Genomic DNA, 17,816 nt, shown 5'->3' with positions numbered 1-17,816 from the left:
GATTCGAAACCTGTGCTCTTTACTTTAATTCTGCTTCGACGTGCTGCGGTCAGCGGCTTTCTGCAGTTGTTGGGCGATCGCGTTGGCCTGCTCGTAGAGGCTCGGCTGATGGCTTGCGGCGGCGGCCGCTGGGTCGGCGAGCGCGCTGGAAGTCGGCTGCGTCGCATTTGACGGCATCGGGTTGGGCTTCTGCGTATCTTGAGCGGCGGAGGACGAGCCTTGAGGCGTCAGCACCGTGCTGCTTACGCCACCACCCGTGATCACCTCGACACCCGGAACGCTGGTGGCGCCGTTCGTCGTGGTCCGGTCAGGGTCCATGAACACGTCGCTTTCCTTGACCAGCGCGGGGCCATCTGCGCCCTTGTCGTCTGCGTTTCGCAAAATCAGGCGGAGTCCGCCAATCTTTTGCGCAAGAGCCACACGCGCAACTTCATCCACCGGCACCTGCAGCGTGACGGTTGTGAAACCCATGCCTTCCTGCCTGCTCATCGCGCTGCTGTTGGCGTTGGCCTGGTCAGGCCCGGCGGCCTCGCCCGCATCGCGCGCCCTCATGTCCTGGCCGGTAGCGAGCACCAGCACATCCGGCATGATCAGCTGAGCCATCTTCTTCTCGTCGGATGCCTGACCCTCGTGGTAGATCTTGCCTACCCAATAGACGTCGACTCGATTGCCTGGACGCACCATCAGTGCAGTCGAGTTGACCGTGTCGATTTCGACCGTTACGGCGCGCTGGCCGGCAGGCAGAATGTCGGAGAAGTCGCGCCCGCGCAGCGCGTCAATGTCGCCGGCGCGTAACGGCAGGCCACGACGCACGGCCTTGACCAGATGAGAAGCGCGGTACTTGGGGAAGTCGTCAACGCGGATCATGTCGTCGTACACCATGTCCGAGTCGATTTCCCTCGAGACGAAGTCGTTGCTTGTTAGCGGCGTGCCGACGGGAACATCCTGTGCGGGCACAACCACCTCGACGCCAGCCCGCGCACGATGAGCCGTGATGTCGGCTTTGAGCTTGTTCTCACGGTCAGTCAAATACTTGTACAGCAGGAAAGTCAGGCCACCTGCGACCAGTACAGCCAACGTGAGCAGAACCCAGGAATTCCCGAGGAGCGAGCGAAAATTGATTTTTTTCAACATGACAAATTGATCCTTGCCGGATCAGGGCAACGAAAGAGCGAAGCTATAAGCACTAAAGAACGATTTAAAGCCGGCGATGAGCGCGGCAATCGGGGACATCGTGTCGCCCGCCTCCATTAGCAGGAGACCGGCAAGCGCGGCGGTAACCACGAGGTACTCGGCATAGGCCTGACCGGATTGGCGGCTGCGCGGTGCCCCTGGGTGATTGACCTTTCCCGGTAGATTCATCTCAACGGTTCCTTGTTACGTTGATGACCGCCGCGGTCTTTCCGTCGCGATCCGAAAAACTCACATCCAGGCTGTCGACGCCATGCTGCATGGCGAAGGCAGTGTTCGAGACCATCCGGCCACCGTCCGACTGATACGTAGGCTGAAGGCCGACGCTTACCCATCCTTCCGTCACCAGCAGGTCGCGGTATCTCTGGGCATTCCAGCGCGCACTTCCCGAGATTTCGACTAGCCATGTGCGCCCGGTTTGGCCCGGATCGTGGCTTTCGATATCCGAAACGGTCTTTCCGCCTTCGGGTAGTGGTACGGCGGAATCGGGTACTTGATGTCTTGTAGCGTCACCGCCCATCCTGATCACGCTCATGAGCCCCCGGGTGTGCGCACCGTTTTGTTGTGGCGAGATACTCAGTACATAGAGGCAGTGATCGTCCAGGGCGCTTAGAAGCAGTCCGGATGGGCCGGTTTGAATCTTTGTCCGCACGTTTTCGCGGGACCAGAACTCCCGGAATTCGCTAGACACGTCACCTGGAGTTCCTGCCATCTCGACACCGACGATGGAAGTGGGCACCCCGTTCACGATCATGTCGCGACCGATAGCGACGACGCTTCGTGTCTCGACAGGTTGCTTGTTGCAGGCGGTGTCGGCGAATGCCGCGCCGGAAATCAACGCACAGGTGAGCCAACTGCTACGCGCGAGACCAGGAATAACTTTCATGGGCTTAAACGGTTCCCAGGTACGACGTCTTGCTGGATGCGACCGAACTGAAGCGTGGAAATCTCAGGCGCATACTTTTGCAGCCCCATATAGGTGGACGAGGGCACAAGCGCGGCGTTGGCGGCCGGAACCGCAGGGTTAAAGACGGCTTTCGCGTTGTCTGTACCTTCCGGCACCCAGGTGTTGGTCATCAGCACGTTTGTGTCCGTGAAAGTCAATCCGCTGAACGCGGGCAATGAACCGTTCTTCGGCCACAAGCGTTTCAATGTTTCGTTGTTCTGGGCGATGGAAACGCTCAGCGTGCCGAATTGCGTCGTGCGTGTCGGAACGCTTAACTTCGCACCGTATGCGTTGCCGGCAGCGGTCTGTATGGATCCAAACGGTACGTTGGCGGAGCTCGTCTGACTGGTCGACGGATCGTTGCTCACGCCCGTTGAGACAAGCACGTCGCCGGTAGAGGCGAGCAGCGGCTGGCCGCTGTAGTCGTCCCACATTGCCGGCCGGACTGCGGGCAACTGGGTTTGTGTTCGGTCGGCGCTCGTAGGCGTTGTGCTGTCACCCGCCATGAATCGCTGTATGACCTCGCGCTCAATCTCCGTATCAGCCTTTGAGGCTGCGAGAGCTGAACTGCCGTACTTCGTCGACCAGCCTTCGGTGGTAGCAGGATCGCTGGCGTAGTTCTTCGATGGATCGTTGTCCGTCCATACCGTGCGTTCCCATGCCACATAGCGCGAACCCATCAAGGTCCGGTTGCGCACGTCGTTGAACTTGCCGAGCATCACGATTCCGAGGAACAGCACGCTCATGACGGCGATCATCGAAACCAGGAATTCCGCCATCGCCTGTCCAGCCTGGGCGGACCTCTTTGCGTCGATTCGTTTCATTGCTTTGAAGCCTGAGGTGTCGCCGACATCTGGCTGCTTTGAGCGGCTTTGCGCTCGCTTTCGCTCACGGGTGCCAGCGTGGCTTGCCAGTACGGACTGAACAGGCTTGGGTATTCGGTTTTGTTGTCCGCACGAGCCCATTCGTTGGCGTGTACCAGCCCGCCTGCAAACGAACCAGACGACGTTTCATCGGGACGAACTAAGTAGGCGTGCGCGCTCGACAGCGCGCGCATCGCGCCGCCGGCGCCGTTGTTGTCTATTTCCATACGTCCGCCGCCTTGCAGGCCTATGGTTTGAATCAGAGTGTTGGTGTTGCGCGTGACTTCGATGGTGATGCGAGGAGCAGCGTTGGCGAATGGCGCACCGCTTACCTCGTCGTACGGAAGCAAGCCGCCGTTCGCTGCATCAAGGGATGGTCCGGGGCCGTCTCTGAACTGCTCAGCCATCGAATCCGGAACTTGCCATCCGGGTGTCGAGCTTCCCTGATAACCGAAATTGATATAACCGCCATAGCCCGCCCAGTCTTGCCACGCAGCGAACGGTGGATTTGCCATGAAGCTGCTGACGTTGCCATTGGCGCTGCCTCCGGACCCCGACGAGGCCTCAATCGGGCCGATGCAGCTAATCTGCACATGCCCGGTACTGGCATCGATCGATTCCCAGCCGGCCTTGTCGTTGCGCAACTGAGTGCCGCCATCATGGGTAACGTTGATAGTGATGGTGCCGCCCGCGCCGCAGATAGTCGCGGCCGTATCGTTCAGCTGCTGAAAATTTGGTGCGACGCTCCGGCTGGAATCGCGATTTTTAACGAAACCGTCGAGTGTGTGGGTGTCTGTGACCACATCGGCAAAGTCGTCCGAGCCGTTTGTGCCGGCGGGGGCGACAGTACCCGCGTAGGAGCGCCACGCAGCAAGCTGCGCCGCGTTGCGCGAGCTTACGAAGTAGCCCTGTGTAACCTGCGTGTTCGGCTGATTTTGTTGAGCGATGACATTGGCGGTATTGGGTACCGCCGCGAAGACCGCCGCATGGTAGCGGACCTGAGCATTGCTAAGTGCACGGTTAATGGAGCCGATGCCTCTTTCCACAGTGGGCAGCAGTGCATCCAGGGCCGCGCGCACCGGTGCGGTGTCCGCCTTTCCAGCGTTTCTGGGCGTATTCCATTTGTCTGGATGGTCAGCAAGTCCTTCATTGACGATATCGTCGATCTCCGTCGGACTGTATGTAGAGTCGAGTTCGTCGATCCAGGATTTCAGTGCTACGAGTTGCGCGGCAGTGACCTGGTTGGCAACCATCGCCCGGTTGGTATAGGCGGAAAAATTGTAGTCGCGCGCCTGCAGCACGGCTGCGCTATAGGCAGCTGCGTCAGCGGTATTCTGGAGCTTGATCTTGGCGCTCGTCATCTGAAACGAGTTGAACGCCACATAGAGGCCGATACTGCCTACCAGAAGAAAAATCATTGCAGGGACCAGCGCCTGCCCGCTAGCGCTGGCGACCCTGGCCCTGCCCTTGCGGGCAGAGCGTTTCATGATGGATGTCGCTAATCTGAAGAGATTAGTTGCCCGAGTTGTTGTCGGCGTTATACGTACCCATGTTCTTCGTATGGTTCGCATTGCTCGTCGCGGTGTTCGCGTTGGTTTGCGACGTCGTGATGTTGCTCTGGGCGTTCTGGCCGGACATTTCTACTGCGAGACCAGCGGTCTGATTGCGCAGGGTTTGGCCGAACAGCGAGTACACACCGATTGCCGAAACGGCGATCAGAGCGACGATGATGATGTATTCGGTCATGCCTTGACCGAGCTGTGTGCTTTTGCGACGAATTTGAGAAATTTTCATGATCTATATTTCAAATAAATAACGCGGTTATTAAATGTTGCCTGGAGGCAGCTTTAAATGATTTGGTGTGTCGAGCAGGAGTGGAATGAAAACGACTGCTCAAAAAACAGGCGCAACGATGCCGGACCCGAAGTATAGGAACGTACCGGTTATGTAGGAGTGGGAAATTTCCGAACGTGTTGGGCGGAATTCTGCGTGACGGGTGATACGGCGTGTTGACGAGTTGAGCGCGTCTTGAGTTGGGTGAGATCGTTCGCCGAGTTGCGGCTAGTCGAGGGTTCGGCCTGTCAGGTTGTGGTGGCTGCGCATGACTTGGCGTAGGCGTGCAAGCCCCGAATTTTCTAGATTCCGGAAGGCGCAGGCGTGCGTGTTTCGTTGCAACGAGATCACGATGGAGCGCCGCATAAAAAATTGTTCGTTGTACTTATAACTAATGGATATCAGGATCGAAAGCGACGCGTTAGGTAGCGGTGACATGTCTCGCAGCTGTTCGGAAATTTCCCGCCTGCGTTTCGTGTTTCCTGATTTTTAGGGATAGGTGTGACAGTTAAATTTTGCCGCGTGTGAAAAGTCTGGGTCGAGCCATTGCGGAGCGCGGCCAGTTTTTTGCCGCGACCGTGTTCCACGGTTTCTCAATTCAACTGCAATCGGGACTCGCCCGCTACAGCTACATAGGGAATGCAAGAAAAATGAACAAGTCGTATATCAGCGTCTGGAACGACGCGTCTGGAACGTGGGTTGCTGCGCCCGAAACTGCTAAAACTCATTGCGGTACGGGAGTCGCGACCTCCCGCGCCATCTCGGCAAATGTCGATGGGGTGGACCGGCCGGCAACCCGGTTGAGGGCCTCCTTTATGCCGATTGCTATGGCAATCGGCACGGCGATGTTGCCAGGCATGGCATTTGCCCAGGCTGCAACCGGTAACGGTGGCCTTGAATTATGTCCAGGGGGGGTAGGTGGAACCGGCTCTTCCTGGGGGATATTGTCGAGTTCGGCGTTGAATTGCAACGGTGCCAATGGTTCTGCCGGGATGTCGTTCTCGTTGAACAACGGTGCAGATACTAGTGGCGCCTGGGGCTTCAACGATAACGCAATCAGTGCCCGCGTGACCGGCTATGACGACGGCCGCCTCGTGCTGGTGGGTGGTGCTGGCATTACGATGCAAGATACCGTCTACATGAGCAGCAATAACATCACGGGGTTGGCGGCGGGTGACCTGTCGACGGCGAGCACGGATGCGGTGAATGGCTCACAACTGTACCAACGCACGCGATACTTCCAGGCAAACTCTCCTTCGGACGACCCATCTACCGATGCAAAGGCAACAGGAGCCAACTCGGTTGCCTCCGGGCCAGCATCGATGGCAATTGGTCGAAATTCGAGTGCATATGGCGCGAACACCGCCGCGATTGCGGCCAATTCAGTCGCGCTGGGCGAAGGTTCGATCGCCAGTCGTAGCGACTCCGTGTCAGTCGGATATCTGTCGGCGGACGGCACCTCGCAGTACACGAGACAGATTACCAACGTGACCGCAGGCGCCGCTGGTACGGATGCTGTGAACGTTAATCAGTTGAATGCCGCGATCGCAAACCTCAGCGGCGGCGGCGGTCCAGTGCCTAACGCCGTAACGTACGACAGTTCCGCGGCTGACCTGATTACGCTGCAGGGTGCAAAGGGCACCAAGATCACAAACCTCACGGCTGGCGATATTTCGTCTGCGTGGAGCACGGATGCAGTGAATGGTTCGCAGCTGTATCAGACGAACCAGAACGTGACGAACGTTGTCAACAACGTCGCCAACGTGTCCGGAAATCTTGCGAATGTGACGAACATCGTCAACAACATCGTGAACAATGGCATTGCCGGGTCGCCTCTCGTGGTGACCTACGACACGTCGGCCCGTGACACGGTGACGCTCGGCGGCGTCGGCGAGACGACTGCGGTCAAGTTGACTAACGTGGCAGCTGGCGATATCTCGTCGGCCACCAGCACTGACGCAGTCAACGGCGGGCAGTTGTACTCGACTAATCAGAACGTCATCGCTCTTGCAAACAACTTGAGCAGCGTTGTGGTGAACATGTACAACAGCGGCCTCAAGTATTTCCAGGCCAATTCGGCGCTTGCCAATGCGTCGGCGGCAGGCGCAGAGTCTGTGGCGATCGGCGGTTCGTCCGTTGCGACTGCAAAAAATTCGGTAGCGCTGGGTTCGAACTCGTTGGCTGATCGTGAGAATGCGGTTTCGATTGGTTCTGCGGGTGCGGAGCGACAGATCATTAACGTGGCCGCCGGCACTGACGATACCGACGCGGTGAACGTCGCACAATTGAATCAGGCAATTGGAAGTGTCTCCGGCGGTGGTTCGGCTGACGCGGTTATTTACGACACGTCGCTGCACAACAAGCTGACGCTGGGTGGCACGGGCGCCACGGCTGCGGTCGGCCTGACGAACGTGGCAGCAGGCCAGGTTGCGTCCGGCAGCAAGGATGCGATTAACGGTTCGCAACTGTACGGTACGGCAAACAGCGTGGCCGTTGCCCTTGGTGGCGGTACGGCTGTCAACGCGAACGGCACTCTTTCGGCACCTGCGTACGCATTGGAAGGTACCACGTACAACGACGTCGGCTCCGCGCTCAGCGCGATGGATTCGGCTATCAGCGGCCTCGACAATCAAGTCACCAATACGTCGAAGTACATCAAGGTCGTGTCCTCATCGTCCGCAGCAATCGCAACTGGCGCGGAATCTGTTGCTATTGGTGGGGGATCGTACGCGAGTGGGGCGAATTCGCTGGCTATCGGATCGGGCGCACGTTCACAATTCGCAGACTCTGTGGCGATCGGCTCAGACTCGAGCACCACGGTCGCGAATACGATTTCGGTTGGCTCCAAAGGTTCGGAGCGTCGCATCATGAATGTGGCGAACGGCGTAGCGGCAACTGACGTAGCAACGTTCGGTCAGTTGAGCGCACTGCAAACTTCATTGCAACAGCAGATCACGCAGCAGACACAACAGTCGAGCGGTGTGAAATCGATGCTCCTGGGCGCAACGCAGGTGGGTGCGACACCAGTGGGTGCGACGCCGCCGGTCACGAGTTACATCTCAGTTAGCACGAACGTGACTCCGGGTACCGAGACCAATACAGACAATTCAATGGACGCTATGGCGATTGGTCCGACCGCCACCGCAGATGGTCAAGGCTCGTTGGCCGTCGGCGCGGGCTCTGGCACGTCGCTCGCCGGCTCTACGGCTATTGGTTCTGCCGCGGCGGCATTGGCATTGAATACAACTACGGTGGGTGCTGGCGCGTCGACTAGCAGCAAGGCGACTAACGGCGTGGCAATTGGTTACTACGCCAATGTCCAGGGCGTTGACGCACTAGCACTTGGCTCGAATAGCCAGACGAACGGCGCGGAATCCGTTGCTATGGGCACGGGCTCGTTTGTGGGCAAAACAGGTACGGGTGCGATGGCTTTGGGCGCGGGCGCTACGGTTCGGGGTGCCAACGACGACGATACTATCAGCGTGGCGTATTCGCTTGCATTGGGGACCGCTTCTAGCGTCAGCGTGGCGAATTCCGTCGCGCTAGGTTACGGCTCGACCGCAACTCGCGCGAATACGGTTTCCGTTGGCAGCAGCACGGCGCAGCGCCAAATCGTCAACATGGCATCGGGTACAAGCAGCACCGACGCGGTGAACGTTAGCCAGTTGGCCGGCGTCGCCGCCGCATTGGGCGGCGGAGCGGGTGTGAATGGCACCGATGGCTCGATCACGAAGCCGTCCTATACCATCGGCGGGAAGACTTATAACGACGTCGCCTCGGCGCTTGTGGCGGTGGCCACAGGTTCTTCGCCTGACTCGGTGCAATACGATACGTCAGCGCACGACAAGGTCACATTGGGCGGTTCTGGCACGACGGGGCTGGTGACGCTGTCGAACGTGGCAGACGGCAAGGCGAACAACGATGCGGTGAACGTTGAACAGCTGAAGGCGATGGGTGCAAACATCGACACCAGCGGTAACATCACGAACGCATTCGTTTCGTACGACAGTTCGGCGAAGAACAAGGTGACGTTGGGCGGAGCCGGTTCGACGACGCCAGTGGCACTCTCGAACGTGGCCGACGGTAAAGCGAATACCGATGCCGTGAACGTTGAGCAGCTGAAGGCGATGGGCGCAAACATCGACACAAGCGGCAATATCACGAATGCGTTTGTTTCGTACGACAGCTCCGCGAAGAACAAGGTGACGCTGGGCGGAGCCGGTTCGACGACGCCAGTGGCACTCTCGAACGTGGCGGACGGTAAAGCGAATACCGATGCCGTGAACGTTGAACAGCTGAAGGCGATGGGCGCAAACATCGACACGAGCGGCAACATCACGAACGCGTTTGTTTCGTACGACAGCTCCGCGAAGAACAAGGTGACGTTGGGCGGAGCCGGTTCGACGACGCCAGTGGCACTCTCGAACGTGGCGGACGGTAAAGCGAATACCGATGCTGTGAATGTTGAGCAGCTGAAGGCGATGGGCGCAAACATCGACACGAGCGGCAACATCACGAATGCGTTTGTTTCGTACGACAGCTCCGCGAAGAACAAGGTGACGTTGGGTGGCGCCGGTTCGACGACGCCAGTGGCGCTCTCGAACGTGGCCGACGGTAAAGCGAATACCGATGCCGTGAACGTTGAGCAGCTGAAGGCAATGGGCGCAAACATCGACACGAGCGGCAACATCACGAACGCGTTTGTTTCGTACGACAGCTCTGCGAAGGACAAGGTGACGTTGGGTGGTGCGGGCACGACCACACCGGTTGCGCTGACGAATGTGGCTGCGGGCAAAGTGAACACTGACGCAGTGAACGTCAGCCAACTGACGGGTGTAGCGACTGCATTGGGTGGTGGTGCCGGTGTGAATGGCACCGACGGTTCGATCACGAAACCGACGTATGCCCTCAGTACCGGGACGTTCACCGATGTCGGCTCGGCGCTCACCGCACTAGATTCGACCGTTGGTTCGATCAACAACACGATTACTGACACGACGAAGTACATCAAGGTCGTGTCGACCTCGTCCGCAGCGATCGCGACCGGCGGAGAGGCTGTCGCGATCGGTGGCGGAGCCTACGCAAGCGGAGCGAATTCGTTGGCCATCGGTGCGGGCGCTCGTTCGCAGTTTGCCGATGCGATGGCACTGGGTTCGGATTCCGTGACGAGCGTAGCGAACACGATTTCGGTCGGCTCTAAGGGTTCGGAACGCCGCATCATGAATGTGGCGAACGGGGTGGCAGCAACGGACGTTGCAACGTTCGGTCAATTGACTGCACTGCAGAGTTCGCTCCAGCAGCAAATCACGCAGCAGACGAGTGGCGTCAAGTCGACGCTCCTTGGCGCAACCCGAGTTGGGGCGGCGACGCCGGTCACGGACTATATCCAGGTGAGTTCCAATATCACTCCGGGTTCCGCACCGACGTACACCGATGACTCGATGAATGCTATGGCGATCGGTCCTCAAGCTTCGGGCATGGGTGTCGACTCGTTGGCCATTGGCGCGGGCGCTACGACGTTCCATGACGGCTCGACCGCGATAGGGTCTAACGCGGTTGCAGGTTCGCTGAACACAACGGTTATTGGTGCGGGCGCTTCGACCAGCAGCAAGGCGCCGGATGCCGTGGCAATCGGCTATATGGCTAACGCTCAAGCAAGCGACGCAGTTGCGCTGGGCTCAAACAGCCAGACGAATGGCTCGGATTCGGTTGCAATGGGTAGCGGCAGCTTTGTAGGCTCTGCCGGTACAAACGCTATGGCTCTGGGTGCCGGCGCATCTGTTCGCGGCGCGAATGACGATGACACCATTAGCGTGGCCTATTCGTTGGCGTTGGGCTCGGGCTCAAGCGTGAGCGTGGCGAACTCCGTTGCCCTGGGTGCGGGATCCGTCGCGGATCGTGCAAACACGGTATCGGTTGGCGCCGCTGGTGCAGAGCGTCAGATCATCAATGTCGCGGCGGGTACAGCGAACACTGACGCAGTCAACGTTTTGCAGCTGAATAACGCGATCGCAGCGGTTTCGGGCGGAGGATCACCCGATTCGGTCATGTATGACTCGCCGTCCCATAACAAGGTGACGCTGGGCGGTACCGGCACGTCGACGCCGGTTGCATTGACCAACGTGGCAACGGGTTTGATCACGTCGAGCAGCACGGACGCAATCAATGGCTCGCAACTGTACAACACGGCAAACAGCGTGGCAGCGGCCCTCGGCGGCAACGCCACCGTGGGTACGGACGGCAAGCTTTCGAAGCCAGCCTACGCCCTCGACGGCACCACCTACAGCGACGTTGGTGCAGCACTGGCCGCAGTCGATGCGAAGGCCAGCAGCGGTTCGACGAACGGCGTTTCGTACGATTCGTCGGCTCATGACAGGGTGACGCTTGGCGGTACAGGCGCGTCGACGCTGGTGACGGTATCGAATGTGGCTGATGGTGTGGCGAATAACGACGCGGTGAACGTCGAGCAGTTGAAGGCGTTGGGTGCGAACATCGATAGCAGCGGTCATGTGGTGGGTGCTTTCGTTGCGTATGACGACACGTCGAAGAGTACGGTCACGTTCGGTGGTAGCGGTGCAAACCCTGTTTTGCTGACCAACGTGGCAGTAGGCCAGGTGACGCAGAACAGCCGGGATGCGATCAACGGTTCGCAACTGTACGGCACAGCCAATAGCGTGGCTCAAGCGCTAGGCGGCAATTCGTCGGTGAATTCGAACGGCCAGATCACTAAGCCGTCGTACAACATTGAAGGCGGTACCTACAACGACGTCGGTTCGGCGATCAACGCAGTGGCTGCACTCGCCGCTACGGGCTCGTCCAACGGCGTGGTGTACGACACCTCGAAGCACGACATGCTGACGCTTGGTGGCGCGGGTGCAGAGACCGGTCCTGTGACCGTAGCGAATGTGGCAGCCGCCACGACTGACGACGAAGCGGTCAATCTCAAGCAATTGAAGGACGCCGGTCTTAACGTCGACACGTCGGGCAACGTGACCAACGCGTTTGTCGCATACGACAATGCTCTGAAGAACACTGTGACCTTCAACGCAGGCGGGGATCCGACTCAGTTGAAGAACATTGCTGCAGCAACCGATCTGACAGACGCGGTCAACTTCGGTCAGATGCAGTCGTATGTTGCGGACCACGCAGGCAGTGGCGGCACGCCGAACGCGGTGGCATACGACGACTCGACGAAGAGCCAGGTGACGCTGGGCGGTGTGGGCTCCGCAACGCCAGTGGTGTTGACGAACGTGGCGGCCGGTTCGAACGCGACCGATGCAGTCAACTACTCGCAGTTCTCCAGTCTGGAAAGCCAGGTGAACAACCTTGCAGCCGGCGGTGGAACGAGTAACACATACGTCAACATCGGCGTTCCCGCAGACGGTACGACCGGTACCGCAGCCTCCGCCGCAGGCACGGACGCGATCGCGATCGGTAACGGCGCCGTTGCATCGGGTGATTCGGCGATTGCTATCGGCGCGCGCACCACGACGACGGGTAACCACTCGGTTGCGCTGGGTGATGGTGCATCGGCATCGAACAACAACTCGGTCGCGCTGGGTTCGAACTCGACGACGGATCGCGATAACTCGGTATCGGTGGGTTCTGCCGGTGCGGAGCGTCAGATCACCAACGTCGCAGCCGGTACGCAGGCAACCGACGCAGTCAATGTCGGTCAGTTGAACAACGCCATTGGCGGTCTGAACAACTCGATCTCGAACGTGGACCGCAGTGCGGCCAAGGGTATCGCTTCGGCGTCGGCGCTGAACATCGTTACGCCGTACCTGCCGGGTCGTACCACGCTGAACGCGGGCGTTGCCAACTACCGTGGCTTCCAGGCCCTCGGTATCGGTGTGTCGCGCTGGAACGAGAAGGGCACGATCAACTACAACCTTGGCGTGTCTACCTCGGGTGGCAATAGCACCATCGTCCGCGCCGGTATCGGCATCGTCCTCGGCAACTAAGCAACGGCCCCAAGGCCTTGAATAGAAGCTCGAGACGTTAGCTGTCTGGGTCGCACGGGAAGCTTCCGTGCGACCCTCTTTCCATGAGAAACAGACATGAAGTATTCATTGATTGCCATCGCGCTTGCCGCGATGCTCAGCGGCTGTTCGTCGTCCGCGACGCGCGACCGGCTGCAGATCCAGGACCCCACGGTCTTGCAGACGGGCTTTAGCGCGACGCAAGGCACCCCCGCGGGAGCTGTCACGCCGCAGTGGATTGCGACGTACGGCGGTATCCACAACGCGCAGATGCTGGGTACGGTGCAGGCGCGCCTGAACGCGCTGGGCGACCGCAAGAACAATTACTTTGGCGATAAGGCCCAGTGTTGGCTCGACGCCGCGCGTAACGAACGTTCCTCCCACGACGGCTGGGGCTTCGTTGAGGAAGCGCTGCATGAGGCGGATCGCTTGACCGCAGCGCTGGAAACCGGACGGGGGCTGTCGGTCGATAATCCGCAGCTACGCACCGCTTCAGTGATCCGGCCGGATTTGTGGAAGCAGGTCCTGGCCGCAAAAACCTCGCCGCTGTTCCCGCAGTGCCAAGAGGCGCAGCGCCTGACGGCTTGCTCCGAGGTCGAGTTGATTCATGCAGGGCATGAGTCGTGGATCCGCAACTTTGCCGAGAGCCAACGCCTCGTCGACGGTGTAGAGAAGGGCGTGCCGGGCGTCGCTGCGGCACTGGGAGCCTGCACGCCGCCGCCAGTCGCGGCGCCCGTGGCTTCGCCAATCCCACCGAAAATGACGCTACAGGCGGATGCAACCTTCAAATTCGACCGTAGTGATCTGGTTGGCATGTTGCCGGAAGGTAAAGCCAAGCTCAGTCAGTTGATTAGCGATCTGAAGCGCGTGGATGATGTGACGGGTATTCGCATCGAAGGTTACACGGACCGCTTGGGTAGTGACAGCTACAACCGGCAGTTGTCGGCGAAGCGCGCTGAAACCGTGAAGCGCTATCTGCGCGACGGTGGCGTGCAGGTGCCGATGAGTGCACGTGGTCTGGGCAAGGACGATCCGCTGGTGCAGTGTAACAACCGGAACCAGCAGGCCTTGATCGACTGCCTCGCCCCGAATCGCCGGGTTGAACTCGACTTTATGCGCAGCAATGCACAGGCGCTGGATACGTCTCAGTTGCAGCAGCAGCAACCGCAACCGCAACGGCAACAACCGTCGCAAATGCAGCAGATGCAGCAGGACCAGTAACGTAGTCTGGTTATACATCACGATCGCCGGACCGATATGGTTCGGCGATCGCGTCTAACAGACCTCGATGAGCCGCGCGCCCGCTGCCCATTGAGGTGGTGGCCTTTTCTTTGCTGACGACCCCATGAGCACCCGCCTTGCGTGCGAGTGACGCCTAAGCACGTCATGCGACCGCCGAAAAACCGGACTTCGCAGGGCATGCGCGCCCTGATGTCTAGCGGTAAATCGCAATGATCTTACCGAAGTTCAGATTCATCTGATATCCGTAAATCGATTGGCGACCCGATATACGATTTAAATCTGCAGAACTTATACCAATAACGTACGGCTTTATAACCTGTCCGCCAGAAATGGAATGGACGCGAGTAGGAAAAATCGCACAAATTTGCGGAAATTTCGCAGTCCTCCAGCGAAAACATGTTTGCGGGTACTTGGTAAAATATTTGTCTATTTATGGTGTGCGCCATTTCGATTCGAATCTGCGCCCATTAATCAATATTAGGAAAAATGGAGCAGTAAATGAAGCGAATCGTTATTATCGACGATCATCCCATAATTCGAAATACAATTTCGGGCGTATTGCGTGCAGATCCGGAGTTCGACGTCCTCGGTGAAAGCGGCGACGGTGAGGACGGTCTTCAAATCGTCCTGTCTGAAAATCCCGATCTGCTGATCCTCGACCTCGACTTGCCTCGCCTGGATGGTTTGTCCATGATCCGGCGAATTCGGGCAACCAACGACAAAGTCCGGATTCTGGTTCTGTCCGCGAAGCCGGAACAGGTTATGGCCGGCCACACCAGGTTTGCTGGCGCAAACGGTTACGTCGGAAAGGGGCGTGATATCAGCGAATTGATCACTGCCGTGAAAACCGTCCTGTTCGGTTACGACTGCTTTCCCGCAGATACGCAAATGGGCAGGGAAGGTGGTCTGAATCTGTTGTCGCCTCGCGAGGTGGAGGTGTTGCAGTATCTCGCGCGTGGGGTAAGCAATAAGGATATAGCTGCGCACCTGTCTCTGAGCGATAAAACAGTCAGTACATACAAAGGTCGAATTCAGGAGAAGTTGGGTCTGTCTTCGTTGGCGGGGCTGATCGAATTTGCAGCCCTTCAAAAGCTGATCGACTGACCGGGCGGCGTATGAACATGATGAAGCGGTCGGGTTCTCCAGTGCCCACACGGACGTGCGCCCGCCGTTTCTCTCACGCAGCGCGGGCGGTCTCGATTCACGATGCGATCGCATTTGGCAGCGTCGTTGCGTTCGCGTTGCTGTGCATCGTGTCGGCGCGTGCCGACACGATGCCGGCTGCCGTTCGCGGCACGGGATGGGATGTCACGAATATTGCCCGCCCGCTGGCAGCGTTGCGCATCAGCGATGCGGCGGTTGCCTGGCAATGTTTAGCCGTATTGCTGTCCGTGCTTATGATCCTCACAACCATCGCCTTGGTTGGATGGTGCAGAACGCGTGTGCTGCTCAAACGAACCGTCGCGTCCGCGCGCGCTGTCGAGAACGAATGGCAGCGCCGGTTCGCAGCGGTCGAGTCCCGAGAGCAGGCCTCCGGGGTCGGTGTAGCGTCGCAGGCGTTTGTCGCCGCCAATCTGGAGCGCGAGCGTGTATACGCAGCCATGCGCGACTTCGTCGGTGGCCCCTTGTCCGCGATGGCCAGCTTGCTGGATGAGCTCAACGAATCATCATCGCAGCCGCCAGAGAAGAAACTGGTGGGCAAAATTCACGTTGCCGTGCGCGCATGGGCACGCGCGCTAGAGGACATGCTCGCGTCCATGCCAATCCAGTCGCGCACCGTTGTCTTTGATGAAACGTTGACGGACGTGCGGGAACTCATTGATGGGGTGGCTGCACTGTTCTCTCACACCACGGCGCAGAAGGGCGTGTGCCTGAGCACCGCCGTAGATCAGTCGGTCGACGCTTTAGTTCTCGCCGACGGTACCCGACTCGGCCAGATTATTTTTCATCTCTTGAGTCATGCGGTGCGGATCACTGAGCACGGCCAGATCACAGTTACCGCACGCGCGGAAACACTAAATGCCGGCTCGCAACGAATATTCGTGAGCGTAACGGCTGCAGGCGCTGACACGCCTGCTTCTCCCACTTGCTCAGCGCGAATGCACATACCCACATCGTTTGACGTGCCCGCGCCTGAGGGAGAGTTACGTGACGAGGAAGCTCTCAGTCTGGAACTCTGCCAGCAACTGACGCAATGCATGCGCGGCGAACTCAAGGTATCGAGTGACGCTGCCAAGGGCACATGCAGCATATTCAGTGCGCCATTCACTATTGAACGCCCGCAAGCGTTTAACGCGTCGCACCGTGTAAATCTCCAGAAGACGACACCACAGCCCATTGCGGCGGAACCTCCGGCGGATTCCCCCGTCCCGTCGACCGAATCGTTTGATCGCAACTACCTCGACGCGCTATCGAATGAAGGCGTCGACCTCCGCGCGTTCATCCACGGTTGGCGCCGATCAGTGCACGACGATCTGCAGCAGATCCGCGGACTGCGGACCCGGCACGACATGGACGGAATGCGCTCCTCGTTGCACAGATTGAGCGGTGCAGTCGGTCTCGTCGGCGCGCATAGTCTGATGGAAGCACTACGGCATGCCAGCGCGACTCAGCGCGAGTCAGCGGGACATTTGCTCGACGAACTCGAAAAGCGCATTGCCGCGCTGATGATGCAACTCGACCAGGCGGTCGAGCCACACCGGAGCAACTCGCAATGACTCGACCGCTAGCATTGATCGAGGGCGATCTGACGATCCCGCTGCCGCGGCCGTACGACGGCCTGCCGCCACCTTTTGGGTCGCACCGGAACGTGATGCGCGAAGCCGTGCAGCGCGCTGTTCGTCAACCCGCGGCACCGCGGCCGGCTGGCCCCTTTCCGCCGGGCGTAAAGCACATCCTGTTTTATAAGATGCTGCCACAACGCGCGGACACTGGGCGCTACGACGCCGCATTGGCGGAGGCGAAGCGGTATCTTGAAATGGGTACGGTTCGTCCGCGCTCGACGCGTTCGGATCATCTGCTCGCGGCGTCGATTTTCGCCGGTTGCACGATGGCACTCACGTGGTTGCTCGTTACATGTTCCATGAAGGACGCTGAGAAGACGAAAGCGCTTCAGGTCGCTCCAGCGAGCACCACTGCTGCTGCGGGTCACGTCAAGCTGCAGCCGCTTAGACAGGAAGTTAAGCCAGCCGCCGTGGAAACAGAGAAAGCGGCCGCAATCAATAACTCGCCGCCCAAGCAAATCATCCAGTTAGTGCCAAGGCAGACCGTACAACTCTCCGCTCGTGAAAACGACGCACACACCGCCTCGCCCACAAAACCGCCGAAGCGAGTGAAGATGGCACGCTTGTCCGGAGCCCATGTACACGAACGGGTCGCACTGAACCGCGCCACCCATCCGGCAGCACGTCCCGCAGTATCGACTCAGCCCGAATGGCCCACCAGCGCATCGCACGCCCATGAAAGCGCATCGACCGACGACACCCCATGGCTGAACTGGTCCATCCAACAGCGGCATCCAGCCACTCGCGCCGCAACGCCGCTCGACAACAGCTGGAACGACCACATGACCCAACGCCGGATCACCGATGACCCCGCTGCCTTCCACGTAGACCGCGGCACGCAATAACGCGCCAGACAATAAAAAAACCCGGCCAAGGCCGGGCTCTCAAATCGGCTGCGTCCTTCCACAAGGACGCAGCACCTGCAAACCGCTTCTGCTTCCGCTTTCGCGTCGGACGTCTACTTAACGCATCAAGC

General features: G+C 59.1%; 11 protein-coding genes. 5 read left to right on the top strand and 6 right to left on the bottom strand.

Going from position 1 to position 17,816, the window contains the following annotated elements:
• Positions 1–24 precede the first annotated feature (24 nt).
• The 6 genes from cpaB to BUS06_RS22415 are packed head-to-tail and all read right to left on the bottom strand — an operon-like array spanning position 25 to position 4,794.
• The gene (gene cpaB / locus BUS06_RS22440; RefSeq protein ID WP_074266634.1) at positions 25–1,134 is read right to left on the bottom strand and encodes a Flp pilus assembly protein CpaB; all 1,110 of its coding nucleotides are present in this window, start codon (positions 1,132–1,134) and stop codon (positions 25–27) included.
• Positions 1,135–1,155: 21 nt separating this feature from the next.
• Positions 1,156–1,362 carry a hypothetical protein gene (locus BUS06_RS22435; protein ID WP_074266633.1) on the bottom strand — a complete coding sequence of 69 codons (207 nt, stop codon included), beginning with the start codon at positions 1,360–1,362 and terminating at the stop codon, positions 1,156–1,158.
• Between the two features lies 1 nt (position 1,363).
• The gene (locus tag BUS06_RS22430; protein WP_074266632.1) at positions 1,364–2,077 is read right to left on the bottom strand and encodes a hypothetical protein; all 714 of its coding nucleotides are present in this window, start codon (positions 2,075–2,077) and stop codon (positions 1,364–1,366) included.
• Complete coding sequence (locus BUS06_RS22425; RefSeq protein ID WP_074266631.1) at positions 2,074–2,961, bottom strand: hypothetical protein; 888 nt, start codon at positions 2,959–2,961, stop codon at positions 2,074–2,076. The genes BUS06_RS22430 and BUS06_RS22425 overlap by 4 nt, the downstream gene beginning before the upstream one ends.
• Positions 2,958–4,487 carry a pilus assembly protein TadG-related protein gene (locus tag BUS06_RS22420; RefSeq protein WP_074266630.1) on the bottom strand — a complete coding sequence of 510 codons (1,530 nt, stop codon included), beginning with the start codon at positions 4,485–4,487 and terminating at the stop codon, positions 2,958–2,960. Before BUS06_RS22420 ends, BUS06_RS22425 begins: the two co-directional genes overlap by 4 nt.
• A 25-nt stretch (positions 4,488–4,512) precedes the next feature.
• A complete protein-coding gene (locus BUS06_RS22415) occupies positions 4,513–4,794 on the bottom strand; it encodes a Flp family type IVb pilin (RefSeq protein ID WP_074266629.1) in 282 nt (93 codons plus the stop codon).
• Positions 4,795–5,483: 689 nt separating this feature from the next.
• Between BUS06_RS22415 and BUS06_RS22410 the strand changes: the two genes are divergently transcribed.
• From BUS06_RS22410 to BUS06_RS22390, 5 genes are all read left to right on the top strand, one after another.
• Entirely contained in the window at positions 5,484–12,797 is a 7,314-nt protein-coding gene (locus BUS06_RS22410) for a YadA-like family protein (protein ID WP_074266628.1), read from the top strand.
• A gap of 96 nt (positions 12,798–12,893) precedes the next feature.
• Positions 12,894–14,036 (top strand): OmpA family protein, encoded by a 1,143-nt coding sequence (locus BUS06_RS22405; RefSeq protein ID WP_074266627.1) that lies wholly within the window; start codon positions 12,894–12,896, stop codon positions 14,034–14,036.
• A 519-nt stretch (positions 14,037–14,555) separates the two neighbouring features.
• Positions 14,556–15,161 (top strand): response regulator transcription factor, encoded by a 606-nt coding sequence (locus tag BUS06_RS22400; RefSeq protein ID WP_074266626.1) that lies wholly within the window; start codon positions 14,556–14,558, stop codon positions 15,159–15,161.
• Positions 15,162–15,172: 11 nt separating this feature from the next.
• Positions 15,173–16,774 carry an ATP-binding protein gene (locus tag BUS06_RS37170; protein WP_083611555.1) on the top strand — a complete coding sequence of 534 codons (1,602 nt, stop codon included), beginning with the start codon at positions 15,173–15,175 and terminating at the stop codon, positions 16,772–16,774.
• Positions 16,771–17,685: a hypothetical protein gene (locus BUS06_RS22390; protein ID WP_074266625.1), complete on the top strand. Its 915-nt coding sequence runs from the start codon at positions 16,771–16,773 to the stop codon at positions 17,683–17,685. The genes BUS06_RS37170 and BUS06_RS22390 overlap by 4 nt, the downstream gene beginning before the upstream one ends.
• Positions 17,686–17,816 lie beyond the last annotated feature (131 nt).

Origin of the sequence: Paraburkholderia phenazinium, assembly GCF_900141745.1 — a bacterium.
Lineage (GTDB): Bacteria > Pseudomonadota > Gammaproteobacteria > Burkholderiales > Burkholderiaceae > Paraburkholderia > Paraburkholderia phenazinium_B.
This window is presented reverse-complemented; position numbering and strand designations above follow the sequence as displayed.

Coding starts and splice junctions, on each gene's coding strand:
- cpaB (WP_074266634.1), bottom strand. CDS start 1,134: ATGTTGAAAAAAATCAATTTTCGCTCGCTCCTCGGGAATTCCTGGGTT.
- BUS06_RS22435 (WP_074266633.1), bottom strand. CDS start 1,362: ATGAATCTACCGGGAAAGGTCAATCACCCAGGGGCACCGCGCAGCCGC.
- BUS06_RS22430 (WP_074266632.1), bottom strand. CDS start 2,077: ATGAAAGTTATTCCTGGTCTCGCGCGTAGCAGTTGGCTCACCTGTGCG.
- BUS06_RS22425 (WP_074266631.1), bottom strand. CDS start 2,961: ATGAAACGAATCGACGCAAAGAGGTCCGCCCAGGCTGGACAGGCGATG.
- BUS06_RS22420 (WP_074266630.1), bottom strand. CDS start 4,487: ATGAAACGCTCTGCCCGCAAGGGCAGGGCCAGGGTCGCCAGCGCTAGC.
- BUS06_RS22415 (WP_074266629.1), bottom strand. CDS start 4,794: ATGAAAATTTCTCAAATTCGTCGCAAAAGCACACAGCTCGGTCAAGGC.
- BUS06_RS22410 (WP_074266628.1), top strand. CDS start 5,484: ATGAACAAGTCGTATATCAGCGTCTGGAACGACGCGTCTGGAACGTGG.
- BUS06_RS22405 (WP_074266627.1), top strand. CDS start 12,894: ATGAAGTATTCATTGATTGCCATCGCGCTTGCCGCGATGCTCAGCGGC.
- BUS06_RS22400 (WP_074266626.1), top strand. CDS start 14,556: ATGAAGCGAATCGTTATTATCGACGATCATCCCATAATTCGAAATACA.
- BUS06_RS37170 (WP_083611555.1), top strand. CDS start 15,173: ATGAACATGATGAAGCGGTCGGGTTCTCCAGTGCCCACACGGACGTGC.
- BUS06_RS22390 (WP_074266625.1), top strand. CDS start 16,771: ATGACTCGACCGCTAGCATTGATCGAGGGCGATCTGACGATCCCGCTG.